This window comes from Lachnospiraceae bacterium GAM79, from assembly GCA_020735665.1.
Classification (GTDB): Bacteria; Bacillota; Clostridia; order Lachnospirales; family Lachnospiraceae; genus Coprococcus.
Window position 1 is genome coordinate 2636409 of the sequence record CP085928.1, and the last position, 26452, is coordinate 2662860.

The following is a 26452-nucleotide window of genomic DNA, read 5'->3' on the forward strand; positions in this document are numbered from 1 at the left end:
ATTACTGGATCTTCTTTGCCCTTTCTTTCTCTTCCTTTGCCTTTGCTTTTCTTGCGGCTTTTTCTTCTTTGCTGAGTTTCATGCTGGCAGTTTCCTGCTCATAAGTCTGCTCGTATTTCTTCTGTTTTGCACGAAGCTTCTGGCTGAATGATTTCTTTGCAGGCTCCGGTGCTTTCTTACCACGAACATTCTTAACGCTTGTGATGTAGATACCGCTGACCATAGCTTTAACTTCGCCACGGACAGGCATAACATCAAAGATTCCATCGTCGCAGATCAGATTGATGATCTGTGGGCCAATCTTGGCTTTAACGATAGGAAGCTTGGCTTTCTGGTAACGCTTTGGAGTTGATTCCAATACCTGTTTCGGAAGATTTGCATCTTTCATAGGCAGCATCTTTTTATCGATGACCAGCATCGTGACAGGCTGTGCAGCCTGAAGCATAGCTTCTTTCTGTGCGCTCTGCTTTTTCTGCAGGCGGTTTCCTACTATGTAAAGTACTACTAAGATTACAACTAATATTGCGATGACGATTAACATCCATCCCCACCAAGGCATAATAAGTTCCTCCTTATATTTCATTATTTGTCTGTGATTGCAAATTGTATATATTATGATTACTTTTGACCTTACCAATCAGGGAACGCTTCCGCTCGTTTCTGCGCTGCATAACTTCGAACTAAGCTCGAAAATACCTCGCTAAGATCTCAGTTACTCCTGCAGCGGTACTAAGATGCCGCTTCTGCGCCATCTAAGGACCGGCGGACTCAAATGTCCCTGTATTGGCAAGTCAAAGTAATCAAATATATATACAATTTGCAATTATATTATTTTTCTGTCATAGGCAGATTTTTTAACCGGGCTGCCTGAATCTTACCGGGGATTGCATCCAGAACCTCTTTACGTTCCTTCGGCTTCAATCCACGGATATCAACCGGCTCTAAGAATTCGATCACAACCTTGCTGCTGTGAAGAAAATTGTGTTTATTTGCTTCCATACATTTGTCTGTTCCGCAGATAGCAACCGGAATGATCAGACATCCGGCTTTCTGAGCGATCTTGAATGCACCGTCTTTAAATGGCAGCAGTTCGTCGCCCTTATTTCTTGTTCCCTCCGGGAAGATCATCATGGAGTGACCGGATTTGATGATATCAGCAGTCTGCAAAATCGTTTCCAGACCCTTTTTCAGATCGGTACGATCCAGATATGTGCATCCGATATCATCCATGTATTTGTAAAGCAGAGGTATATCCTTGATATTGTCCTTGGACATGAAGCCAAGCGGCATATCGATTGCATTGTGACAGGATAAAATATCAAAATAGCTTCGATGATTACCAACGAACATGACCGGTTGGTCGGTAGGAATATTTTCCTTGCCAATAATTGTTCGTTTACATCCGGTTAAGAACATAACTACTCCGAAAAATCCTTTTACCAGCTTCTGAGCCTTGATATAAGCTTTGTCCTGATCCTTTTTTGCAAGCTGCTTCAGATACAGATGATATGGAAAACAAAATATGATTCCAAGTACTGCAAACAGTACAGTAATAATGGTTCTCAAATATATCCTCCTGTTCTATCTGCCGTAGAGTTTTGCTGTCTCAAATAGACGTTCTTCTAATTTAGTATCCATGTCTTTATCCTCAAAGCGCCAAGCCCAGTTGCCTTCCCCTACACCCGGAGTATTCAGACGAGCCCATGAATCTAATTTCAGAACATCCTGCATAGGAACAACAGCCATATTTGCGACAGACGAGAAACATGCACGGATCATAACCCAGCAGATATCACTGGCATCTGTGCTGAAATAGCGGCGAAGCTTGTCCTTGGATGCTTCGTATGCTTTCTGATACCAGCCAAATGTTGTGTCATTGTCATGTGTTCCTGTGTAGCATACACAGTTTCTTGTATAATTATGCGGAAGGAAATCATTTTCTTCCGGATTCTCAAATGCAAACTGTAAGATCTTCATGCCAGGCAGATTGAATTTGTCACGCAATTCGATAACAGAATCGTCGATCTCACCCAGATCCTCAGCGATGATCGGAAGGTCATAGCCAAGATTTGCCTGTAACTGTGTGAAGAAGTTGATACCGGGAGCGGGTTTCCATTCTCCGTTGATGGCGGTTTCTTCGCCATAAGGTACAGCCCAGTACCGGTCAAATCCTCTGAAATGGTCAATTCTTAAGAAATCTGTCAGAGTGAGCTGGTATTTGATTCGCTCGATCCACCATTCATAACCGGTAGCGGTATGCTTTGGCCAGTTATACAGTGGGTTGCCCCACAACTGTCCGGTCTCTGAGAAATAATCAGGTGGTACACCGGCAACTTCAGTTGGGTATCCCTTTGAGTCCAGCATGAAAAGCTCCTGATGGCTCCATACATCGGCACTGTCCCATGCAAGGAAGATCGGAGCATCACCTATGATGCTGATGTTCTTTTCATTTGCGTATTCCTTGATCGCCATCCACTGTGTATGGAATAAGAACTGGATGAAATCATAGTAACCGATCTCATTTGCAAGCTTCTTTTCCCATGTGGTACGCTGTCTTTTGGTAGGTGCTTTCAGGGAATCCTCCCACATATACCAAGGCATTCCTTCATGGAAATCCTTACCTGCCATAAACAGGGAGTAGTCAGCGAGCCAGGAGGAATCCTTTTTGAAAGAAGCAAATGCTGCCATCTGTTCCTCGTCTGTTGACAATCCGTCCTCATAGTCAGGATCAGTAAAACGTTCGTAAGCGAGCTTTAACAGCTTTGTCTTAAAAGTGATCAAGGTTCCGTAGTCGATGTGGATGGGATCCCATTCCGGCATATCGGTAAAATCATCTTCTGACAGAAGCTTGTATTCTTTTAATGCATCAAGGTCAATAATTAACGGCTGACCGGCAAATGCGGAGAATGGCTGATATGGTGAATCACCAAATCCGGTATGTCCAAGTGGAAGCACCTGCCACAGATTCAAGCCCGAATTTGCCAGAAAGTCTATAAACCGGTATGCACCTTTTCCGAGATCACCGATTCCGTAAGGACTTGGAAATGAAGTCGGATGTGCCAGAATACCAGCGTATTTCTTTGGCTTTTTTTCATGGTTGTTTTCTAACATGCTTATCCTCTTTTCCTATTATTATATTGACGTTTTTGGTCTGGTCAGATATATCTGTCTGCCCGAACATCATAAAACCCCATTTTTCCTTGAAAAATCAAGGCGGTGTGGAAAAAAACACCGTACGTTTTATTATACATAAAACGAATTATTCTTACAAGCCTGAAATTGGGGGAAGTCGCAGTCCGCCTGCCCGCCTCTGTCGGTCTCCTTGGCTGGTATGGGTGGCTGGCATGGGCAGTTGGTCTCCCCACTATAATATGGCATCAGCGAGAATTTCGTCGTGAGATGCACATTGCCAGTAAATACGGGTGCTTGTTTGAGCCGAAGGCGAGTTAGCACAGGAGTATTTACGAATCAGGCATGTGCAACGAACAGAAATCGCAGCAAGCCATTTATAGTGGGGAGACCAACTGCCCATGCCAGTCACCCATACCAGCCAAGGAGACCGACAGAGGCGGGCAGACAGGTTGTGTTAGCTTTATAAAGTTTTGTTTATGATCTTCATAAATACATCAGAAAATAAACACAGTTTAGACACACTTCCCTTATATACTGTGTATTGTAAGAGTTTTTCATTTATTTGAATCCTCTCTCCCCTCATTTTTTGCAAGTGGTAATAAATCTTTCCCCGGTTTGTTACCACTTGTTTTTTGTTATAGCGACGAGGCAAGTGCAGTGTGCTTGCACAACTGCATTTGCCGACCGCTAATCACTGAGCCGATAGGCTTTTATCTTAAACAAAAATGTCAGTTTTAGTTTATAAACACATCAGAAAATAAACACAATTTAGACACACATCCCTTATATACTATGTATTGTAAGAGTTTTTCATTTATTTGAATCCTCTCTCCCCTCATTTTTTGCAAGTGGTAATAAGTCTTTTCCCCGATTTATTACCACTTGTTTTTTTGCCTTTTCGGCGGTATACTTCCATTATTAAATTCACAACAGACGGAGGATAACAGGTATGATTTCGGAAAAATATGCAGATATGACAACCAAAGGTTCTATAATAAGAGAATTTGCGCAGTATGCATCAAAACGTGCGGCAGAGATCGGAAAGGAAAATGTATATAACTTTACGATCGGTAATCCTTCTGTTCCGGTATGTCCGGAGTTTACAGAGACATTGGAACGGATGTTAAAAGAGGAAAATCCATTGACACTTCACGGATACAGCCCGACACTTGGTATTATGTCCGTCAGAGAAGCGGTTGCAGATTCTTTAAACAGAAGATTTGGAATGGAATATACAGCAGATGATATTTTCATGACCTCCGGTGCAGCAGGTGCGATCGCACATGCGATTCGTTGTGTAACAAAGCCGGGAGATGAGGTGATCACATTTGCTCCATATTTCCCTGAGTATGTTCCATATGTTGACGGAACAGGTGCGGTGCTTAAGATCGTGCCGGCGGATATTACATCCTTCCAGATTAATTTTGATGCATTTCTGGAGCTTTTAAATCCAAATGTACAGGCAGTTCTTATTAACTCTCCGAATAACCCATCCGGTATCGTATATTCAACAGAGACGATCAAGAAGCTGGCTGCAATTCTGGAAGAAAAGCAGAAGGAATATGGACATGATATCTATATTATCTCTGATGAGCCTTACCGTGAGATCGTATTTGAAGGAACGGATTCACCATTTATTTCATCCTTCTATGACAACAGTATCTGCTGTTATTCATTCAGTAAGTCACTTTCCCTTCCGGGTGAGCGTATCGGATATGTAGCGGTAAATCCGAAATGTAAGGATGCGAAGCTGATCGTTCTGATGTGTGGTCAGATCTCCAGATTTACAGGACATAACTGTCCGCCATCCATGATCCAGCTTGGTGTGGCAGAAGTGATCGATAAGACAGCTGACCTGTCAATCTATGAGAAGAATAAGAATATTTTATATAAAGAGCTTACAAATATGGGATATGAGTGTGTAGAACCGGGCGGAACCTTCTATATGTTCCCAAAGACTCCGATCGCGGATGCAAATGCATTCTGTCGTATGACAGCCAGCAAGCTGGATCTGATCCTGGTACCGGGAGACAGCTTTATGTGTCCGGGACATATGAGACTTGCTTACTGTACCACAACGGAGATGGTAGAACGCGCACTTCCGTTATTTGAAAAAGCAATGAAGCTTGCAAAAGAGATGGAGTAATCAAAGGAGAACATCATGGTTACACAGATTCCGATCATACTTGCATCGAATTCACCGAGAAGAAAAGAGCTGCTTGAAAGAGCCGGTTATACATTTACGGTTATGCCAAGTGACTGCGATGAAGCTACCGATATCCGTTTTCCAAAGGATATGGTGATGGAACTTGCCGGAAGAAAGGCAGAAAATGTATATAAAAAGGTATGTGCAGACCATGCCGGTACGGAGGCGGAGACACAGCCGTTTATCGTGATCGGTTCCGATACGGTCGTCGCATTAAATGGCAGGATCCTTGGAAAACCGGTTGATTATGACGATGCATATAATACGTTGAATAGTTTGTCAGGACAGACACATAATGTATATACAGGTGTTTCTATTATGTATTATGACGGAGAGAAATGCCGGACAAAGACATTTTACGAAAATACAGAGGTTACATTTTATCCGATGACGCATGAGGAGATCACCGGATATCTTGCGACGGGAGATCCGTTTGACAAAGCAGGAAGCTATGGGATACAGACACAGGGTGGTCTGTTTGTGAAAGGGATCAAGGGCAGTTATGATAATGTTGTCGGACTTCCGCTTTCCCGGTTGTACCATGAGTTAAATGAGATGTTATATGGGCAGTAATGTGTGAGAAAACGATGTGCCGATCATGTATGATAGAATAGTAGAGATTATAAACTGCTGAAAAAAGAAAGGCAGGAGGACAGAGATATGGACGAAAAAAGAAATTTTACCTTATTAACAGACTTCTATGAATTGACGATGATGCAGGGATATTTCCGTGAGAAAGCAGATGACATCGTTGTATTTGATGCATTCTACAGAAAAAATCCATCCGGAAGCGGCTATGCGATCGCTTGTGGTTTGGAACAGGTGATCGACTATATCAAGAATCTGTCCTTTTCCTATGAAGACGTTGATTACTTAAGAAGTCTGAATATGTTTGATGAAGAATTTCTGAATTACCTTGCAGGATTTCATTTCACAGGTGATATCTATGCGATCCCGGAAGGTTCTGTAGTATTTCCGTATGAGCCACTTGTGAAGGTGGTTGCACCGATCATGGAAGCGCAGTTGGTTGAGACTGCATTATTAAATATCGTGAACCATCAGAGTCTGATCGCTACAAAGGCATCCAGAGTCTGCTATGCAGCAAAAGGGGATGGTATCATGGAATTCGGACTTCGCCGTGCGCAGGGACCGGATGCCGGAACCTTCGGTGCGAGGGCGGCAGTTATCGGTGGCTGTGTCGGAACCTCAAATGTAATCTGCGGTAAGCAGTTCGGCGTGCCTGTGCTTGGGACACATGCACATAGCTGGATCATGAGCTTTCCGGATGAATATACAGCATTTAAGAGATATGCGGAATTATATCCGGATGCATGTACATTGTTGGTTGACACATATGACACATTGAAATCCGGTGTGCCAAATGCGATCCGGGTATTTGATGAGATGAAGGCAGAGGGAAAGATGCCGACCAGATATGGAATCCGTCTGGATTCCGGTGACCTTGCATATCTGTCTAAGAAAGCCAGAAAAATGTTGGATGCAGCGGGATATCCGGATGCAGTCATTGCAGCATCCTCTGATCTGGATGAATATCTGATCAACAGTTTGAAGAATCAGGGTGCAGCGATCACGTCATGGGGCGTTGGAACCAACCTGATCACGTCGGCAGATAATCCATCTTTTGGCGGTGTTTATAAGCTTGCGGCGATCAAGAAGCCGGAGGATGAAGAATTCACAGCCAAGATCAAGATATCAGAGAATCCGGCGAAGATCACAAATCCCGGAAATAAGACGGTGTTCCGTCTGTATAATAAAGAGACCGGAAAGATCAAGGCGGATCTGATCGCACTTTCCGATGAGACATATAATGAAGCGGAAGATCTGGAGATATTTGACCAGATGGCTACATGGAAGCGTTCGACACTTCCGGGTGGTTCTTATGAGATCCGTGAGATGCTTGTCCCGGTATTCTTAAAGGGACAGTGCGTATATCAGAATCCATCCACGATGGAGATCCGGGAGTATTGCCGGAAAGAACTGAACACACTCTGGGATGAGACCAGACGACTGGTAAATCCGCAGGAAGTATTTGTCGATCTGTCAAAGCCGTTATATGACCTGAAACAGAAGCTGCTAAACAGTAGACATTGATGCAGGAATGGTCAGATCAGAAAATATATATTATTTTATCGTCCGACCGGCGTTATAATGAAAATCTTTAATATCAAAATTCATAGCAGAGATCTCGCTCATAGCAGCGTTGATCTCTGTTGTTGTTTTAGGGACAGCTTTTGTAATATGAGCCAGAGTCGTCTCGTAGCCAAGCATCTGTTGAAGGATCTTCCTGCAATAAGCTTCTTCTTCAATCATGGTGTGGATGTCATGCTTTTGCAGATAATCAGTCATGAAGCCGGCACGGACATTGATCTGATAGATGATATAGGCTCGGATCACACGGCAGATCATATAGATCGTGCCGAGAATTAATGCACCTACGGCGATCCAGCCTTCATACGTCTGCATGACAACTCCGCCACCACTTAACATAATATTAGAAAAAAGAGAGTCAAATATTATCAGGCAGATCAGAAATACGACATTATAAAGAAAATGTGTTTTCAGGCTGTGCCGCCTTTTTGCCAGACCATCGATCTCAGCAGTATATACCATTTTATAATATTCGATCTGCTTGCCTGTATTATCGATCATATCCATCAGATCAAAATATTCCTGTGAATACGGCGAATCAGATGGGTCTGCATCTGATTGAAAAATGTCAGTTTCTATTATTGGTTCATTTTCGGATGACTCCGAATCTTTTGCCTTTAAAGTAAGCATGCTTTTATCCCCTTATGTAATGATGAAAGAATCCCCTGTCTGTATATGCGCAATTTTCAAATATATTGCATATGCGAAGCTCATATACATTGCTTTTCAAGTTTGTTTATGGATTTCATTGTAACACAATTTACTGCCGGATAGGGAGTCTTCCTCAAAAAGTAAAATAAAATATCTAGTCTTTCAAACCATGTTACAAAGCCCCGAAAACCATGGCTTTTCTATATAGAAACTACGATTGACATTTGCTGTTCGAATCATCTATATTATAAAAAGTTAAGGGATACAGGCATTTTTGAAACTTGGAATTAGTAGAGTGTATAAGAGTTTTGAAGTGCCGGTTTACAAATAGAAAGATGAGGTTTTACCTATGAGCAAGATCAGGATCATAACAGATTCAGCCAGTGATATTTCAACTGCTGAGGAACAGAAATATAATATATTAATCCTTCCGTTTCCGGTAACGGTCGGTGACAAATCTTATATGAGCAGAGTCGATTTTGACAATGCCGGTTTTTATAAGATAATGGAGGAAAATCCAAACGAACTGCCAAAGACGGCGCAGATCACAGCATTCCAGTTCGACGAGCTGTATAAGGAGCAGTTTGATGCAGGATATACAGAAATTATATTTGTCAGCATCAATAAAAAAGGTTCTGCTACCCATGATAATGCAGTCATGGCAAAGAATGAATTCTTTGAGGAGCATCCGGAGTATGCAGGAAAAGGAACGATCCGGATCTTTGATGGTGTTGGATACAGCGGTCAGTATGGATATCCGGTTGTGCAGGCAGCAAAGATGGCAGAAGAAGGAAAAACAGTGGATGAGATCACTGCTTATCTGTCAGACATTCTTCCGAAACGACGGATCTACTTCGGTATTTATGGATTGAAATATGCAGCAAAATCAGGACGTATTCCGAGTGCCGCAGCACTGGTCGGTGATGCACTTGGCGTAAAACCGATCATGAAGATATGGGCAAATGAGATCGTTACAGCATTCAAATGCCGCGGCGAGAAGAAATTACTGGCAAAGATGGCAGATGTCTCAGCAGCAGAGATGCTTCCGGGTTCGCCATATCAGATCGTATATGGATGCGATGATGTATGCAGGGATGAACTGGCTGCCAAGATGACAGAAAAGGTTGGTTATGCGCCGGACGATTTCTTCCAGATCGGAGCAGCGGTTGCTTCCAATGCAGGACCAAAGGTAGCCGGAGTTATTTTTATGGTAAAAGACGAAGCATAAACAGAATATAGATTTTCATAGAAAAGACCTTTGTTCACAGGAGCGGAAGCAGATATACAAGAACCGATGTGGATAAGGGTCTTTTTGTATGGGGATTGACTGGCAAGAAAAAGATGAATTGTGCGGCATAAAGGAAGCCGATTGGCGTAAAGAATGACAACAGTTGGTTGCATATGCTGATCTTAGTAGTGTATACTTAAAAGAATGAAGAAAAATGTGCCGGCAGATGAAAGGCAGATGAGAGATATGGGTGACACACCAAAGATTGAAGAAACAACATTTTATCATATTAATTATTATTTGTATGGAAAGGCATTTAAGGGAAGTTATCAGGGCATGCGGTTCCGCCTTGCCAGAAATCCGCTTGAAAATGTATTTTTTAAACCTAAAGAAGTACAGAATGCCGGAACTCTGATGGCAACGGTCTGGCCGGAGCCGTTCAGTTACGAGAATACGGATGATGAAAAGAAGCTGACAAAGGAATTTCCGTTTTCGGAGGATGGAAAGCTTGCGGCAGTAGACTGGTTCAATGAGCAGTATGAGAGCCGGAAAGAAGAATGGGATGCAGCGAAGCATACAGACTGGAGCAGTCTAAGAAAATAAATGACCGAGGAATATGAAGATGATATTTGAGACACACGGACACTATGATGATGAACAGTTTGATACAGACAGAGAGCGGTTATTAGAGGAATTTCAGAGACAGGATATCCGATATGTAATGAATATAGGGGCTAATATAGTGACCTCAAAGGCATCCGTTGAGCTTGCACACCGATATGATTTTATCTATGCGGCGATCGGAACGCACCCGGATGATGCACCGGAGCTGTCAGATGCGGCGATCGAGATGTATCGGCAGATGGCAGCAGATGAGAAGGTAAAGGCGATCGGAGAGATCGGGCTGGATTATTTCCATGAGGATGTGCCAAAAGAGGTGCAGATCCACTGGTTTCGAAAGCAGTTGGAGCTGGCAGAAGAACTGAAGCTTCCGGTTGTGATCCACAGCAGGGATGCGGCAAAGGATACCATGGATATCATGAAAGAGATGCAGGGAAGACTTTGCGGTGGCGTCATTCACTGTTTTTCATACAGTACAGAGATTGCAAGAGAATATATTAAGATGGGATATTATATCGGCGTTGGCGGTGTAGTGACATTTAACAATGGACGTAAGCTGAAAGAGGTGGTGGAAGCCATTCCGCTTACCAGCATCGTATTAGAAACGGATTCGCCGTATCTGTCACCCGTACCATTCCGTGGAAAACGGAACTCTGCCCTTAATATTCCTTATGTGGCAAAAGAGATCGCAGCATTAAAGGGAGTTACGGAAGAAGAAGTGTATGACGTGACATTCAGAAACAGTCTGAAGCTGTACAGAATGGAAGAAAATATGCAGGCAGAGGCGTAGGAAGAATGATTGCGTGATAAGATGAAAGCGTAAGAATGCATAGATGGAGGACAGAGCATGGAGAAATTAAGTAACCCGCAGGTTACGATACAGACAATAAAGAAATATGAGTTTGCATTTCAGAAGAAGTTCGGTCAGAATTTTCTGATCGATGACCATGTGATCACAAAGATCATAAATGCAGCGGAGATCACGAAGGATGATCTGGTACTGGAGATCGGACCGGGAATCGGAACGATGACACAGTATCTGGCAGAGTCGGCCGGAAAGGTGATCGCGGTTGAGATCGATAAAAATCTGATCCCGATCCTTGGGGAGACTTTGGCGGAATATGATAATGTAACGATTATTAATGAAGATATATTGAAGTTAGATATCAACCGACTGGTTGAGGAAGAAAACGATGGTAAACCGATCAAGGTCGTTGCCAATCTGCCGTATTATATTACAACTCCGATCATTATGGGCTTATTTGAAAGCCATGTACCATTACAGTCAATTACGGTCATGGTACAAAAGGAAGTAGCAGACCGGATGCAGGTAGGACCGGGATCGAAAGATTACGGTGCGTTGTCACTTGCGGTTCAGTATTATGCAAAACCATATATTGCAGCAAATGTACCGCCAAACTGCTTTATCCCGAGACCGGGTGTAGGATCTGCGGTGATCCGATTGACCAGATATGAGGAGCCGCCGGTGATGGTAAAGGATGAGAGCCTGATGTTCAAGCTGATCCGGGCATCCTTTAACCAGAGAAGAAAGACGTTACAGAACGGAATCGCAAACAGCCCCGAGCTTCCATATTCAAAAGCACAGGTGGAGAAAGCTCTGGAAAAAATGGGACTTGCCGCAAATGTTCGGGGAGAAAGTTTAACGCTGGCAGAATTTGCAAAGTTAAGTGATACTATTTCCGAAGAATAAAGGAATAAGTTACAGAAAAAATGCATAGATACAAGTAAGGCTTGTCTTTCAGGGATAATAGCGGAAGCAGACATGATTTCCTGTCAGATGAAAAATGTCAGATAGAAAAAAGAGGCGGAGGTATCTATGGTTTACTGGAACAGATTTATATCATATATTTTCAGATATCACAATTATGATAAATGTGAAAATGTTGGATTTGCAAAGGTGCAGAAGCAGAATGAGAAAGGTAAAATGCAGGTGAATCTTAAGGATCAGGTAAAGAAAGAGGGCTTATATTCGGTTTATCTGTATCGTGAGACGCTTGCGGACCCGGAGGAATATCCGGAGGCAGTGCCGGACGGTATGATTCCGGCTGTTCTGTATCTTGGGAAATTGAACATGAAATCCGGCAGGGGAGAAGGCTGCTTTACCTTTGACTGGAATAATGTCAATCAGACCGGACGGCCGATCACAGCGTGGAGCGGCATTATCATAAGGCGGATGGGCGAAGAAGAAAGTGATATTTTCTGTTCTTCATGGACAGATAATACTGTGGACTACAGTCAGGCATTTGCCAGACGGGAGGAAGAAGCTGCCCGCGGAATTGCAGTAACAGAGTATGATCGGAGAAGAATCGTGTCCGAGACGATGGCGGAATCAGAAAACATGGACAGCGAATCTGAGACGGAGACAATGGCTTCAGAGGTGAAAGAAACGGCACATACAGATACAGACAACTCGGAAACCGTTTTGCCGGAATCGGAGGAGTCTCCGGATGAAAAGATATTTTCCCGGGCCGATGAAGAAACGGAGAAACGGGTAACGGCAGCCGAGGTTTTAGAAACAATGAAAGAAGACGGAAGAGCGGCAGAACTGATGGCGAACCGGGAAAAGCTTCCGCTCCTGCCGAATTGTCCGGATGGAGAAAACGGAGTGATCGAGTGTGTAAAGATCAATCCGAACGATATCGGACTGCTGAACATGGATAACTGGCGGTTGGGGGTGAATAGCTTCCTGACACATGGATTTTACAGTTATAAATATCTGATGCTCGGCAGGGTGCTGTTTGATGAAGAAGATACGAACGGATACATATTGGGAGTGCCGGGAGAGTATTCATCCAAAGAGAAGTATCTCGCAGGAATCTTTGGATTTGATCGTTTTATTCCGGTGAAGGAGACAAGGATCAAGACAGGAAGCTTTGGCTACTGGGTGGTGGATCTGAAATAAAAAAAGAGCTGTGGCATAAAATAATGTTTATTGAATGATAGAAAAAGCCGGCATGGTGAAGAGCGCAGGTTGAATGACGGAGGATGCCGGCATGGAGAAGAAAATGGAACAGAATACAGAAGAAAATGTAATAGGACAGGGGATAGAAGATGATCAGAATATACGGAACAGGGAAGATGAAGTAAAAGATACATACGTAGATCGGCAAGGGACAGAACCTGAGATGTCGGGTGAAGACAGGAAGATGTATGAGATTTATATGAAAAAGGCAATTAAGCTGGCGCAGAAAGCTTATGTTCAGGGAGATGTTCCGATCGGTTGTGTGATCGTAAAGGATAATAAGGTGATCGCACGGGGGTATAACAAGAGAAATCTGAAGAAGACAACACTGGCGCATGCAGAACTGCTGGCGATCGAGCAGGCATCAAAGAAACTCGGTGACTGGCGGTTGGAGGATTGTACGATGTATGTGACATTAGAACCGTGTCAGATGTGTGCCGGAGCCATCGTACAGGCAAGGATCCCGAAGGTTGTGATCGGGTGTATGAATAAGAAAGCCGGATGCGCCGGTTCGATCCTTAATATGTTCGATATGTCGGCATTTAATCATCAGGTAGAAACAGTATATGGTATCTGTCAGGAGGAGTGCAGCAGCCTGATGAAGGACTTTTTTGCAGACCTCCGCAAAGGCGTGGTCGTAGGAAGCCGTCAGCGGTAGAATTTTTGAAGATTGCATGTTCAACATAGACGGATTTCATGACCTGCCAATTTATATATGTTGTCCAGCAATGTTTCTACTCATCACACACGCCTGATCCGCTCATGCTCCAGTGCTAACTCGCCCTTCGGGCTCAGACAAGCACCCGCATTCGCTGGCAGTGTGTTCTTCGTAACGAAACATATGCAAATGACACCATATACCAATCAGCAGGTCACAGAATCCGGCTGTTAAACATGCATCTTGCTTTATCGATAGCCGGATTTCATGACTTGCCAATTTATATATGTTGTCCAGCAATGTTTCTGTTCATCATACCTGCCTGATCTGTTTTTTTCAGTGTTGTTAGGGCGGTATTTGGGCTGCAGGCTGTGGCAGAGGCTGTTTGGACATTCGCAAAAGGACCGACGTGAAGAACGCGCTGCCAGCTCATGCGGGTGCTTGTCTGAGCCCGAAGGGCGAGTTAGCACAGGAGCATGAGCGGATCAGGCGTGTGTGATGAACAGGGACGTTGCGAGGATCAACAGCCTCTGCCACAGCCTGCAGCCCAAATACCGAATCCACCAAAAACGCTGCCAAAGAAACAGGTTGACGTATGTGCGATCGTCATTTATAATCAAATATGCGCCAAAAATGTGGCGTGCAATTGAATATGTTATAAAGTTTCCATGCAACCGGGGAAGTAGCGGTGCCCTGAACCTGCAATCCGCTATAGCAGGGGTGATAGTTTTCTTGAGGGATGTCCACTGTAGGGCTGCCCTTAGTAAGTGGCGTTGATGTCTGGGTCTTGCGCAACAGGACTCTTCGAACCGTGTCAGGTCGGAGACGAAGCAGCACTAAGGAGAATCTCCTGTGTGCCGCGAGGGTGCCTGGGCTGAGTTAACTGCTAAGGTAACGCTTATGGCGGCGTTTCGAGAGAAAACTGCATGGATTTTTTTGATAAAAATATTTATAAAATTTTCAAAAAAACATAGCAAATCTATACAAAAGATGCTATCATAGATAATGATACTTTCTTTTTTTATGAGAAAGTTTTGGAGAAAGTCTGTTTGGCAGGATTTTAAATCGTCAAATAGAGCGTAAGTTACAAAAAAAGGTATAAATCAAGGGGCGAACAGAGATGAATTACGCTGATGTAATTGAGTTTGTCAAAACGCAGACTGCGAAGAATGGCAGACCGCCAAATTATGAGTTTAGAAGTAGATATGAACACACGATGCGTGTATACAGATGGGCAATTAAGTTACAGTCCAAGTTAGGGGGCGATCTTGATATTATCGTACTTGCAGCACTTTTACATGACATTGGCTGGGATGAGAACAGACCACATGGAGAAGTTGGTGCAGAGATAGCTGTTGAATATCTGGACAGCATAGGAGTAGATCCTGAAAAGATCGCAAAGATCGGGGAGATTATAATGATTCACGAGGAGAAGGATACAGATGCAGATCTTTCTTTGGAATGTAGGATCGTTATGGATGCAGATCTGTTAGATGAAGTGGGAGCAGTCAGTGTACTATGGGATTCCATGGCAACTGCGCTGGAGGACGATGCAAGCTATAAGCGCGCATATTACAGAATAAAGAACTTTTACAGAATTAATAAACCAAAGATCAGAAGATGCAAGACAGATGCCGGCAGAGTGGAATATAATAAGCGTATGCAGCTCTTGGAAGAATTTATATTTCAGTTGGAAAAAGAACTGTTCTAAGTATTTAATAATAAAGGAAATGGGAGTGTTGATATGAAGACTTTTGTAAAAGTGTTAGTTGCTATTCTTATAGTAATCGGATTGTGCTTTGGAGTTTATGCTGTTCTGCCGCAGACATCAAAGATGTTTGTAAAGGGAAATATTCAGTATCGTACAGATGATACGGCGAAAGCTCAGGTAGATAAGATCAAGAAGACAAAGATTCCGGGATTTGATAAGACTTTTGGTGATGGTCTTGAAAATCTGTGTAAGAGCAGTGCTTGGTATTATGAAGAAGAAGCAAGCGGTGACTGGAAAGTTACATACTACGGATCTAAGGCTACAATGGATCTTACTACAGCAGGCATGGATCAGATGTATACAGATCAGCCTATGAAGGTTGAATTTACAGTAAGAAATAATTCTCAGGTTGATATCGTGATAACGATCAAGGATGATATTCTTTCGACCGATCAGGCAAAAGAAGCTGCCTATGAGAAGATCGCAAATGCAGCGAAGTAATTATAATATATACCATATAAAAGAAACAGGCATATATCGAAATGATATGTGCCTGTTTCTTTTATGCGCGTTATACCTGTTGCTGTATTTATTTGTTATTCACCAGTTCCTCGATCATGCCGATTATAATAGACGTGGAATCTGTAAGATTGCTCTTTTCCATTGTCTCGATGTAAGTCTGTTTATTATTATAGACATCATCGATCGCAGCAAATAATGTCTCGGAGGATAATTCCTCTTCTTTGATCACATAACTGTAACCGCTCTTTTTGAAGGATTCTGCATTTAAGATCTGGTCGCCGCGGCTGGCAGCAGCAGATAACGGGATCAGGATATTCGGTTTGCGAAGAGCAAGCAATTCACAGATCGCATTTGCACCGGCACGGGAGATCACAAGATCAGCAAGAGCAAGCATACTGCTTAGTTCTTTCTTTATATATTCATACTGAACATAACCGGACTTGTTATCAAGTGAATGATCCAGATTGCCCTTACCGCAGAGATGGATCACGTTAAAACGCTCCAGCAGTTTATCGATATTTTCACGGATCGCTTTATTTATCACGGCACTTCCCGAACTGCCGCCGACGATCAGGATCACAGGCTTGTTGTCTGTAAAACCGCAGAAGTTGATCGCATCAACTGCATTTCCATTGAAAAGCTCTTTACGGATCGGGGTTCCGGTCACGACTGCTTTACCTTCCGGGAACATATCCTTTGTCTCCGGGAAGTTGCAACACACACGGGAGGCCTTTGGAAGCTCCAGCTTATTTGCAAGACCCGGTGTCATATCAGATTCGTGGATGATGACAGGGATGTTGCAGGATTTGGCTGCGAATACGACAGGAACGGTTACAAAGCCGCCCTTTGAGAATACGACATCCGGCTTCAGTTCCTTCATTAACTTCTTGGCTTCACCCATACCTTTTATAACCCGGAACGGATCTGTAAAGTTCTTAAGGTCAAAATAACGTCTGAGCTTGCCGGAGGAGATCCCATGATAAGGAATGTTCAGATCCTCGATCAGCTTGCGTTCCATTCCGTTATAAGAACCGATATAATGGATATCATATCCAAGCTTCCGTAATTCCGGTATCAATGCTATATTTGGTGTAACATGACCGGCAGTTCCACCGCCGGTAAGGATGATTCGTTTCATATATTATGCCCCCTGAAGATAATTCTTAAGCGCCTTTGCCAATTGATCCGGACAGGATGTTGGCTTGAAGCTGCATGTTGTTCCTTCCAGTTTATCAATGACATCTTCCACCTTCATTCCCTCAACTAGGGCGCTGATACCCTTCAGGTTACCATTGCAGCCGCCTGTGAAAGAAACATTTTTAACTTTACCATCTTCCACTTCAAAATGAATGTTAGTGGAACAGGTTCCTTTTGTTTTATAATCCATTTTAATCTACCTCTTTTCTATTATAGTCCAAAATAACCATACACATTCTTAAATGAGTTCAAATCTAAATCAGTATACCAAAAATGAAAATAAAGGTAAACATTTGTCGTGTGATTTCACTTGAAAAATCAAAAATACCGAAACTATAATGAAACCACCCTGAATCCGGAGCGGGGTATCGGAACTGAAAACATGAAAAATTATTTGAAAAGGGGAAATGGTTATGTTTGGAACTATTTTGGAACAGAGTATTTTTTTGTATGTGATCGCAGCGACGGGAATATGTGGAATTGTAGCAAAGCTGATAATGGATGGATTTTTGAAAGGGCTGGTCAGAGGAGCAGGAAGTATGAAAAGTACAAAAAAGAAAGCACTGGTGGAGATACGAAAAAGGTACGAGGAATTATCGTATCTTGATGTGGGTATCCGGGATACGAGATCGTTTGTCGAGAAATACATATATAAACTGAAGCTGGGCAAGAGCTATGTCAGCTCCTGGAACAGCTTCTGCAGTAACATGATGATCCTTGCTGCCGGAACAGGTCTGATCGGAACCTGGTGGGAATATCGGACAGGCAGTTCTGTATTTGCAAGTGTGCAGATCGGTATGTGGGGTATTGTTGCCTGTGGAGTTATGCAGATGGTCTACAACATATTCAATACCCGGCGGAAATGTGAGATGTTATCGGCGGAACTCGTCAGCTATATGAACAACAGTTTGGCAAATCGTCTGAAACGGGAGCAGGAAAAACAGATGGAGAGCAGTAAACAGAAAGCAGATGACAGAAGCCGGAGTGGTCTGAAACAGACGGCAGCGGCTATTATAGAGCCAAATGTGATCGATATTGATGCGGCACTGGCACAGATGGGAGAACAGAAGGACAGACGGAACGAGAAAAAGGCTGAGGCAGAACGTAGAAAGAGTCGGGAGACTGATATTAAAAAGAAGGACCTGCAGGCAGTTGCAGAGACAGAGCCGGAAAATAAAGATGGACGGTTGGCCGGCGACGGACAGAAGGATGCACCGGAAAAGAAGCTTGGTACATCCGGAATGAAAATGCAGGAAATGGATTCGACACGGGAAAGAATCACGGCAAAATCGAAAAAAGCGATGCGGGCAGAACACCGCAGATCAGAGAAAAGCCGGCGGCAGCCGGCAGCCGAAGGGCAGCAGCCTCTGAAACAGACCGCAAAGGAAGATGACCGGGAGATAACGGAGGAACAGATCGCGGCGTGTGATGCATTATTTGACAAGCTGCTGCAGGGAATCAGTACAACCTGACAGGTATAGGTATAAACAGCGGAAGAAACAGCATATATTATATCCAAAATAACAATTGGAAGTGGTTACAGTCAAAAAACTGTATGTAGTTTCGGGAATTATGATGTGTCTGTTTCTGACAGGCTGTGCCGGAATGGCGAAGAGCAAAACGAGGAAAAACGGAAATGTGGCAACACCGGGAGACTGTCAGATGCAGAATGAGGGAAATCGGACGGCTGATGGTTCCGGTGGACAAAATGGCAGTCCGGACGGACGAAAAGGGGGAAATGATAATGGAAGTGTAGAAGACCGGACAGAAGCGGCGACGGAGGATATGACGCTGCTTCGTGATTATGATGCAGTCAGTAATAAGAAGTTTTCATGGTACATTGTACGGGATAAAAATCATGGGATCAGTGACTGCGATCACAGTTTTTCGATCGAACAGTATGATGCATATTATGTGGATCAGGATGCCGGAGATGACAAGGTTATATATCTGACCTTTGACTGCGGTTATGAGAACGGATATACAGAACAGATGCTGGACACGTTAAAGAAGCATAATGCAAAAGCTTGTTTTTTCGTCACACAGACGTATATCAGGGATAATGTGGAGCTGGTAAAAAGAATGAAAGAGGAGGGCCACCAGGTTGGCAACCATACAGTTACCCATCCTTCCATGCCCGGTATCAGTGTGGAAAAACAGAAGGAAGAATTGCAGACCTGTGCTGATTATATGAAAGAGGCCACGGGTTACCGGATGGATCCATATTTCAGACCGCCGAGCGGTGAGTACAGTGAAAGGGTGCTCCAACTGGCAAAGGATATGGGGTATAAGACCATTTTCTGGAGCATGGCATATTTGGATTATGATGTAAATAATCAGCCGGGGAAAGATTATGTGATCGAGCATTTTGATAAATATTATCATAATGGCGCAATTCCGCTCATGCATAATGTGTCGGAGTCAAATGCGCAGGCGTTAGATACGGTGTTGTCAAATTTAACAGAACTTGGTTACAGATTTGTATCACTTGATGAAATGTTCGAAAAATAGTTGATTATGGGGTTTCCTTTTGCTACAATTATCCATAGCTTTGAAAAATCATATAAGCAAGGAGAGATAATAAAATGGCAAAGACAGTAAGTTTCGATTTTAAGAATGTTGCTGGTATGGCTTCCGCTGAGGATATCGCAGCTATTAAGGAAGAAGTTGTTGCAGCAAAATCAACACTTGTAAACAAGACCGGTGAAGGAAATGATTTCCTTGGATGGATCGATCTTCCGGTTGATTATGATAAGGAAGAGTTCGCAAGAATCAAGAAAGCGGCTGCTAAGATCCAGTCAGATTCAGATGTTCTGGTAGTTATCGGTATCGGCGGTTCTTACCTTGGCGCAAGAGCAGCGATCGAAGCTTTAAGACACAGCTTTTATAATTCAGTAGATAAAGAGATTCGTAAAACCCCTGAGATCTATTATGCAGGAAGTAATATCAGCAGTACCTATATGGCACACCTGTTACAGGTGATTGGAGACAGAGATTTCTCTATCAACATCATTTCCAAGTCAGGTACAACTACAGAGCCTGGTATTGCATCCAGAATTTTCAAGAAGAAATTAATTGAGAAATATGGTAAAGAAGAAGCAGCTAAGAGAATCTATGCTACAACAGATAAGGCAAAGGGAGCATTGAAGACACTTGCTACAGAAGAAGGATATGAGACATTCGTGGTACCTGATGATGTAGGTGGACGTTTCTCAGTTCTGACAGCAGTAGGTCTTCTTCCGATCGCAGTAAGCGGTGCAGATATTGATAAGCTCATGGAAGGTGCTGCATCAGCAAGAAAAGACTGCCTTGCAGAGAACTTTGACGATAGCGATGCTATGAAGTATGCAGCAGTTCGTAATATCCTGTACAGAAAGGGCAAGTCCATCGAGATCCTTGCCAACTTTGAGCCGGCATTACATTTCGTAGCAGAATGGTGGAAGCAGTTATACGGCGAGAGCGAAGGAAAAGACGGTAAGGGATTATTCCCGACAGCAACTGACTTTACAACAGACCTTCATTCATTAGGACAGTTTATCCAGCAGGGTTCACAGAACCATTTCGAGACAGTAATCAATGTGTTACATCCAACATGTGAGATCGTAATGGAAGAAGAGGATTGTGATCTTGATGGTCTGAACTACCTTGCAGGCAAGACAGTAGATTTTGCAAATAAGAGTGCTATGAACGGAACAATTCTTGCACATGTTGATGGCGGAATTCCAATCATCCAGATCAATATTGACAAGATCGATGAGTTCACATTAGGTGAGCTGTTCTACACATTTGAGTTTGCATGTGGTATCAGCGGATACACTCTTGGAGTAAATCCATTTAACCAGCCAGGTGTAGAAAGCTATAAGAAGAACATGTTCGCATTACTTGGTAAGCCTGGTAATGAGGAACTTGGTAAGGAGCTTCTTTCCAGAATTAATGGTTAATAATTTAGATAGAAAATGATGATAAGCCGGCGGCATACGCATGAAAACGCGGATGCCGCCGGTTTTCGATAATGTTCGAAAGGTTTATTTGTAATTATATGAAGATGGTATTTTATATAAAACAGGTATTGAAAATGGCGATGCAGCAGATTTATCTGCCGCTGCTCTATAAACGGTATGCCGGAAAGCCGGTTGAAAAGGGGCTGGTGATCTTCGCCGATGCACATCATGAGGAACTGCCTTTTTCTATGAAAAAAATGTATGAAACACTGCAATGGGATCCGGAGTATAAGAACGAAACTTGGGTCACCGATTTTGGAAAGATGGGATATGGCAGTCTGTTAAAGTGGCTGAGGCAGTTTATGAAGCGGTATGCTGTCACAGAATATGTATTTATCTGTGATAATTTTCTTCCTGTATCGGCCTGTGAGAAACGGCCGGAGACAAAGGTGGTACAGCTCTGGCATTCCGGCGGGCTGCTTAAGAAAAGCGGATATGACACGACGGAAGATATTCCGAAGATGTATAAAGGCGATTCGGTTTACAAAAACTATGATCTGCTGACAGTCAGCGCACCGTGTTGTGTACCGGTGTTTACAAAGACAATGCGGCTTGCTTCGGGAGTTGTACAGGCGACCGGGATCAGTCGGTCGGACTATTATTATGATGATGCATGGAATCAGGCAAACCATGAGGAATTTTATCGGAAATATCCGGAAGCAAAAGGGAAAAAAGTAATTCTCTGGGCTCCTACATTTCGGGGAAATGCGGCTATGCCGACACTCTGTGGAATGGAAGAGATACAGAGAGTTATGAAAGAAACAGAAGATCGTTATTACTGGGTGATCAAGTTGCATCCACATCTGGAAGAAAAGGGAATGAAGTCGAATTGCGATCTGCCGTCCGAGAAAATATTTGCGGTTGCAGATCTGCTCATCACAGATTATTCTTCGATATTATTTGACTATATGGCATATAAGAAGCCGTTTTTATTTTTTGCACCGGACTTTGATTCGTTTGACCATGCCAGAGGCTTCTATGTTCCATATGATTCCTTCCCGTGTAAGGTGGTTACGGATGGAGCGGGGCTTCCTGCGGCAATCGAGTATGAACTGTCCGAGCGGGATCCTGCAGAGATCGAAAAGTGCTTTGCTTATCATATGTCGATGTGTGATGGTAAGGCAACGGAGAGAATATTGAAAACGATAAAACAAATAACACACAATGCATCAAGTCAAATATAAGTTGAATTTTTCTTGATTTCGTTATAAAATTAATATATCTATGCAGAATGGGGAAAGTCTATATAGCATTCTGTATCGCACAATTGCGGCAAAGAAGTGAAAAATTTAAAATAAACAGAAAAAAGGAGAAACAGTAGATGAATATAGCAATTATTTTTGCAGGCGGCAGTGGAGTAAGAATGGGAGCGGGAATTCCAAAGCAGTTCCTTGAGATCAACGGAAAACCGATCCTGGTTCATACATTACAGTTATTCCAGTATCATGATCAGATCGATGCGATCTACATCTCGGTTCTCGAGGATTATATTCCTTATGTAGAAGATCTGGCAGAAGAGTATCATCTGACGAAGGTAAAACATGTACTGGCCGGTGGAGCAACTTCTCAGGATTCTATTTACAATGCACTTAAAATGGCAGAGTCTGAATGCCCGGAGGATTCTATTGTTCTGATCCATGATGGTGTTCGCCCATATGTTTCATATGATGTTATTTCCAACAATATAGAGAGTGTTAAAAAGTACGGTAATGCGATCACATCGACTGCCTGCTATGAGACGATCATGATCAGTGAGAATGGTGTCGAGATCGATTCGGTACCACCTAGAAAAGACACATATTCAGCACAGGCACCGCAGTCCTTCTACCTGAAGGATATCATTGCCGCTCATGATGTTGTCCGTGCAACTCCAACCGGATATGAAGGAATGGTTGATGCATGTACCATTATCAGAAGTCAGAATATTGTGGCACATATTGTTGAAGGCAACAGAGGAAATATCAAGGTTACGACACCGGAAGATGTATATATGTTCCGTGCGTTGTTACAGTATAAAGAAAATGAACAGGCTTTCGGACTTGGCATCACGAATAAGATTGATACAAGAATGAGCCAGTATAAGAAGAAAAGCGAGAAATAGAAATGAATAAAAAATACAATGGAGCCCTCGACTTCTGGAAATTTGTGTTTTGCCTGGTGATACTTGTATTCCATGTAGGTGAGGTATATGGCGGCAAGCATGGATATCTGTTGGAATGGGGACGATATGCGGTTGAGATGTTCTTTATCGTATCCGGATATTTCATGTGTGTGTCAGCTGCAAAAGCAGAAGAACGGCATACAGGTATTTCTCTCGGAAAAGAGACATTCGGCTTTGCCCTTCATAAGATCCGACGGATCTTACCGGCATATTTGTATTGCTATGCACTGGGGCTTTGTGTATGGTTTGTGGAAGTTGGTCGATATGTATATCTAAAGGAAGGAATTATCGGATTATTTATTGCGATTGTGAAGATGATTCCGAACTTTTTACTGCTGTCCATGTCAGGCGTGCAGGGAACTCAGGTTGTGATGATCACTTGGTATATTTCGGCTATGCTTATCGCCATGCTGGTGATCTATCCATTATTACGAAAGTATAAGGACACTTATACACTGATCATTGCTCCTGTTACCGCGCTTTTGATATCAGGATATTTTTATAATACTGTCGGATATAATGGCTTTACGAAGTTTGAAGGTGTTATCACGCATGGCATCTTGCGTGCCTTTGTAGGCTTGAATATAGGATGTCTGGTATATATGTTTGCAGAATATCTGAAGAAGAAAGAATTTCGTCCGTCAGTAAAACGGCTTCTCGGAATCGCAGAGCTTCTGCTGTATCTGCTTGCGATCTTTATGATGCATGAAGGTGGAAAGACCTGTGTATTTTATAATAACATTTTGCTGTTGTTTGCGATATCGATCACTGCCAGTAAGCAGTCGGCAATATCAGGTGTTTTTGATAATAAAGTAAGTAAATTCCTGGGAGAGATGAGCTTGTTTATCTATCTTTGCCAGAGCCCGGCGCGGGCAACTGTCCGTTATATCTTCCCGGATGTATCGTATTGGACAGGATTTGCATACATTGTAGGTCTGACATTTGTTTCTGTGGCATTCGGTATGATCCTGCTCCATTGGATCGCACGGATGAACAGACAGAAAACACAACTAAAATAAACAGGATACAGATTATCCGGAAAGGACAGATTCGTCATGAACGAAAATAAACATACAAATAAAAGACATGATTTTTATACACAGATGCCGCTCTATATGATTGCATTGTTTGTGGTGTTTGATATCTGGATGTTTACGATCAGTGTGGCAGCAGGTGTGGTAGGTATCATTATTACTGCTGTTTATGCGGCTATGACTATCGTCCTTTATATATCTTCACGTGTATCAAGTGACGCATTATTTGCAAATCAGGCGATGGAAAATGGTAGAGTTCAGAAGGATCTGATCCGGGAATTCCCTATACCATACGCTATCTTAGACAAGACGGGAAGACTTGCATGGGTAAATGATGAATTTGCACATATCACGAATACAAGTAAGCGTAAGCTGATGCGGCTTACAGCTATGCAGGTGTTTGAGGGCTTAACACATGAGATGATACCGGCTGAGGGTGAAGATACGGTTCATGCAGATATCGAATATAATGAAAGAGAATATAAAGTAGAGATCAAGCGTGTCAGGGTAAATCCGAATGGCCCGGTAGATGCGGTTGCTGAACCGGAAGCACCGGAAAGTGCAGAAGCACCGGAGATCGTACTACAGGATACAGGTTTACAGGAGGAGAATAAAAAGACACGTACCTCGAAGAGAAAGAAACATACAGACGGTGTTACCACATTTATTGCCATGTATCTGTTTGATATGACGGAGCAGAACAAACTGGCGAAGGAGAATGAGGAGCAGAAGCTGGTTACTGGTCTGATATATATCGATAATTATGATGAGATATTCGATGATCTGGAGGAAGTCCGTCATTCACTGTTAGTTGCACTTGTAGATCGAAAGATCAATAAATATATGGCAAATGTAGATGCGATTGTACGTTCCTTTGAAAAGGATAAGTATATGTTCGTTATGCCGAAGAAATATCTTCCACAGCTTCAGGAGAATAAATTTGCATTGCTGGATGAGGTAAAAGCAATCAATATCGGAAATGATCTGCCACTTACGTTATCTATAAGTCTTGGAACGGAATATTCCAGCTTTCTGGCTGATTTTGAAGCGGCTCGTTCCGCAATGGAACTTGCACTCGGACGTGGTGGGGATCAGGTTGTCCTGAAATCCAATGATAAGATTACTTATTATGGTGGAAGAAGTCAGGGTACAGAGAAATCTACCCGTGTAAAAGCTCGTGTTAAGACACTGGCATTTAAGGAGCTGTTAGAGACAAAAGAAAAGGTGATCATCATGGCACACAAGGATCCGGATATGGATGCATTCGGATCTGCGATCGGTGTGTATCGTATGGTGAATTCTATGAATAAAGAGGCACATATCGTTATCAATGAAGTGTCATCGGCGATCAGTCCGATCTATGGTAATTTTACAGCAAACAGTATGTATGGTGATGACATGATCATCAACAATGAACAGGCGATTGAGATGATAAATGCGGATACGATGCTGGTAGTCGTAGATGTGAATAATCCGAGTCTGACTGAGTGTGAGGAGCTTATTTCCTATGCAAAGACGGTGGTTGTGTTCGATCATCACAGACAGACAAAGGATGTGATCGCGAATGCGACCCTTTCCTATGTAGAACCATTTGCTTCGTCAGCGTGCGAAATGATCGCGGAGATGTTACAGTACATGGATGAGAAAATCAAGCTTCGCCCGTCTGAGGCAGATGCGATGTATGCAGGTATTCTGATCGATACAGATAACTTCCTGACAAAGACAGGTGTTCGTACATTTGAGGCTGCTGCTTATTTGAGAAGAAGCGGCGCGGACGTTATGCGTGTCAGAAAGATGTTCAGAAGCGATATTGACACATACAGACAAAAAGCAGATGGCGTTAGAAACGCAGAGATGGTTCTTGGGATGTTTGCAGTATCGGTATTTGAGCCGAAAGAAGGACCTGAATCACCGACTGTACTGACAGCCAAGGTGGCAAATGAGATGTTGAATATTGCAGGTGTACGTGCTTCCTTTGTAATCGCACAGTTGGGAGAAAATGTAAAGATATCTGCCCGCTCTATCGATGATGTGAATGTCCAGATCATTATGGAGCGTATGGGTGGAGGCGGACATGCGAATATCGCGGCCGCGCAGTTTAAGAATACGACAAAGGAAAAAGTAAAGAAACAGCTTGTCAACCTGCTTGAGGAGATGTACAAGGAAGGAGATATTTGA

The 26452-nt window shown here is 43.0% G+C and carries 24 protein-coding genes and 1 other RNA gene; 19 read left to right on the forward strand and 6 right to left on the reverse strand.

Annotated features, from left to right (window positions below; all coding sequences use genetic code 11):
- Nucleotide 1 precedes the first annotated feature (1 nt).
- The 3 genes from LK416_11845 to malQ form a co-directional block, all read right to left on the reverse strand.
- Nucleotides 2-583, reverse strand: a complete 582-nt coding sequence (locus LK416_11845; GenBank protein ID UEA74335.1) for a DUF3093 family protein — start codon at nucleotides 581-583, stop codon at nucleotides 2-4.
- Nucleotides 584-828: 245 nt separating this feature from the next.
- Nucleotides 829-1566, reverse strand: coding sequence for a 1-acyl-sn-glycerol-3-phosphate acyltransferase (locus LK416_11850; protein ID UEA74336.1), 738 nt, complete (start codon nucleotides 1564-1566; stop codon nucleotides 829-831).
- Nucleotides 1567-1581: 15 nt separating this feature from the next.
- Nucleotides 1582-3111 carry a 4-alpha-glucanotransferase gene (gene malQ / locus LK416_11855; GenBank protein UEA74337.1) on the reverse strand — a complete coding sequence of 510 codons (1530 nt, stop codon included), beginning with the start codon at nucleotides 3109-3111 and terminating at the stop codon, nucleotides 1582-1584.
- A 970-nt stretch (nucleotides 3112-4081) separates the two neighbouring features.
- On the opposite strand from malQ, the gene LK416_11860 reads away from it, so the two are divergent.
- The 3 genes from LK416_11860 to LK416_11870 all read left to right on the forward strand — a co-directional run bounded on the left by LK416_11860 (nucleotide 4082) and on the right by LK416_11870 (nucleotide 7450).
- Entirely contained in the window at nucleotides 4082-5278 is a 1197-nt protein-coding gene (locus LK416_11860; GenBank protein ID UEA74338.1) for a pyridoxal phosphate-dependent aminotransferase, read from the forward strand.
- Between the two features lie 15 nt (nucleotides 5279-5293).
- On the forward strand, nucleotides 5294-5911 hold the full coding sequence (locus LK416_11865; GenBank protein UEA74339.1) for a Maf family protein: 618 nt from the start codon (nucleotides 5294-5296) through the stop codon (nucleotides 5909-5911).
- An 87-nt stretch (nucleotides 5912-5998) separates the two neighbouring features.
- Nucleotides 5999-7450: a nicotinate phosphoribosyltransferase gene (locus tag LK416_11870; protein UEA74340.1), complete on the forward strand. Its 1452-nt coding sequence runs from the start codon at nucleotides 5999-6001 to the stop codon at nucleotides 7448-7450.
- 30 nt (nucleotides 7451-7480) lie between these two features.
- Here LK416_11870 and LK416_11875 read toward each other — a convergent pair whose 3' ends face one another.
- Nucleotides 7481-8137, reverse strand: a complete 657-nt coding sequence (locus LK416_11875) for a metal-sensitive transcriptional regulator (protein UEA74341.1) — start codon at nucleotides 8135-8137, stop codon at nucleotides 7481-7483.
- A 370-nt stretch (nucleotides 8138-8507) separates the two neighbouring features.
- Here LK416_11875 and LK416_11880 point away from each other — a divergent pair, with 370 nt between their 5' ends.
- From LK416_11880 to LK416_11920, 9 genes are all read left to right on the forward strand, one after another.
- On the forward strand, nucleotides 8508-9386 hold the full coding sequence (locus LK416_11880) for a DegV family protein (GenBank protein ID UEA74342.1): 879 nt from the start codon (nucleotides 8508-8510) through the stop codon (nucleotides 9384-9386).
- A 204-nt stretch (nucleotides 9387-9590) separates the two neighbouring features.
- Nucleotides 9591-9989 carry a hypothetical protein gene (locus LK416_11885; protein UEA74343.1) on the forward strand — a complete coding sequence of 133 codons (399 nt, stop codon included), beginning with the start codon at nucleotides 9591-9593 and terminating at the stop codon, nucleotides 9987-9989.
- 19 nt (nucleotides 9990-10008) lie between these two features.
- The gene (locus LK416_11890) at nucleotides 10009-10797 is read left to right on the forward strand and encodes a TatD family hydrolase (GenBank protein UEA74344.1); all 789 of its coding nucleotides are present in this window, start codon (nucleotides 10009-10011) and stop codon (nucleotides 10795-10797) included.
- Nucleotides 10798-10854: 57 nt separating this feature from the next.
- Nucleotides 10855-11718: a 16S rRNA (adenine(1518)-N(6)/adenine(1519)-N(6))-dimethyltransferase RsmA gene (rsmA, locus tag LK416_11895; protein ID UEA74345.1), complete on the forward strand. Its 864-nt coding sequence runs from the start codon at nucleotides 10855-10857 to the stop codon at nucleotides 11716-11718.
- Nucleotides 11719-11844: 126 nt separating this feature from the next.
- Nucleotides 11845-12930 carry a DUF6128 domain-containing protein gene (locus tag LK416_11900; protein UEA74346.1) on the forward strand — a complete coding sequence of 362 codons (1086 nt, stop codon included), beginning with the start codon at nucleotides 11845-11847 and terminating at the stop codon, nucleotides 12928-12930.
- A gap of 244 nt (nucleotides 12931-13174) precedes the next feature.
- Nucleotides 13175-13648, forward strand: coding sequence for a tRNA adenosine(34) deaminase TadA (tadA, locus tag LK416_11905; GenBank protein ID UEA75918.1), 474 nt, complete (start codon nucleotides 13175-13177; stop codon nucleotides 13646-13648).
- 666 nt (nucleotides 13649-14314) lie between these two features.
- An RNA gene (ffs, locus tag LK416_11910) (signal recognition particle sRNA large type) lies at nucleotides 14315-14578 on the forward strand.
- Nucleotides 14579-14768: 190 nt separating this feature from the next.
- Nucleotides 14769-15359 (forward strand): HD domain-containing protein, encoded by a 591-nt coding sequence (locus LK416_11915; protein ID UEA74347.1) that lies wholly within the window; start codon nucleotides 14769-14771, stop codon nucleotides 15357-15359.
- Nucleotides 15360-15392: 33 nt separating this feature from the next.
- Nucleotides 15393-15860 carry a hypothetical protein gene (locus LK416_11920; GenBank protein ID UEA74348.1) on the forward strand — a complete coding sequence of 156 codons (468 nt, stop codon included), beginning with the start codon at nucleotides 15393-15395 and terminating at the stop codon, nucleotides 15858-15860.
- 88 nt (nucleotides 15861-15948) lie between these two features.
- On the opposite strand, the gene LK416_11925 is transcribed toward LK416_11920, so the two are convergent.
- Both LK416_11925 and LK416_11930 read right to left on the reverse strand, forming a co-directional pair.
- Nucleotides 15949-17019 carry an undecaprenyldiphospho-muramoylpentapeptide beta-N-acetylglucosaminyltransferase gene (locus LK416_11925; protein ID UEA74349.1) on the reverse strand — a complete coding sequence of 357 codons (1071 nt, stop codon included), beginning with the start codon at nucleotides 17017-17019 and terminating at the stop codon, nucleotides 15949-15951.
- Between the two features lie 3 nt (nucleotides 17020-17022).
- Nucleotides 17023-17268 (reverse strand): TIGR03905 family TSCPD domain-containing protein, encoded by a 246-nt coding sequence (locus LK416_11930; GenBank protein ID UEA74350.1) that lies wholly within the window; start codon nucleotides 17266-17268, stop codon nucleotides 17023-17025.
- A gap of 223 nt (nucleotides 17269-17491) precedes the next feature.
- Between LK416_11930 and LK416_11935 the strand changes: the two genes are divergently transcribed.
- The 7 genes from LK416_11935 (at nucleotide 17492) to LK416_11965 (ending at nucleotide 26452) form a co-directional block, all read left to right on the forward strand.
- Complete coding sequence (locus tag LK416_11935; GenBank protein ID UEA74351.1) at nucleotides 17492-18550, forward strand: hypothetical protein; 1059 nt, start codon at nucleotides 17492-17494, stop codon at nucleotides 18548-18550.
- Between the two features lie 133 nt (nucleotides 18551-18683).
- On the forward strand, nucleotides 18684-19589 hold the full coding sequence (locus tag LK416_11940; GenBank protein UEA74352.1) for a polysaccharide deacetylase family protein: 906 nt from the start codon (nucleotides 18684-18686) through the stop codon (nucleotides 19587-19589).
- Nucleotides 19590-19663: 74 nt separating this feature from the next.
- Nucleotides 19664-21019, forward strand: a complete 1356-nt coding sequence (locus LK416_11945) for a glucose-6-phosphate isomerase (protein UEA74353.1) — start codon at nucleotides 19664-19666, stop codon at nucleotides 21017-21019.
- Nucleotides 21020-21117: 98 nt separating this feature from the next.
- Nucleotides 21118-22263, forward strand: coding sequence for a CDP-glycerol glycerophosphotransferase family protein (locus LK416_11950; GenBank protein ID UEA74354.1), 1146 nt, complete (start codon nucleotides 21118-21120; stop codon nucleotides 22261-22263).
- A 137-nt stretch (nucleotides 22264-22400) separates the two neighbouring features.
- Nucleotides 22401-23180, forward strand: coding sequence for a 2-C-methyl-D-erythritol 4-phosphate cytidylyltransferase (locus LK416_11955; protein UEA74355.1), 780 nt, complete (start codon nucleotides 22401-22403; stop codon nucleotides 23178-23180).
- A gap of 2 nt (nucleotides 23181-23182) precedes the next feature.
- Nucleotides 23183-24259 (forward strand): acyltransferase, encoded by a 1077-nt coding sequence (locus LK416_11960; GenBank protein UEA74356.1) that lies wholly within the window; start codon nucleotides 23183-23185, stop codon nucleotides 24257-24259.
- Between the two features lie 36 nt (nucleotides 24260-24295).
- Nucleotides 24296-26452, forward strand: a complete 2157-nt coding sequence (locus tag LK416_11965; GenBank protein UEA74357.1) for a DHH family phosphoesterase — start codon at nucleotides 24296-24298, stop codon at nucleotides 26450-26452.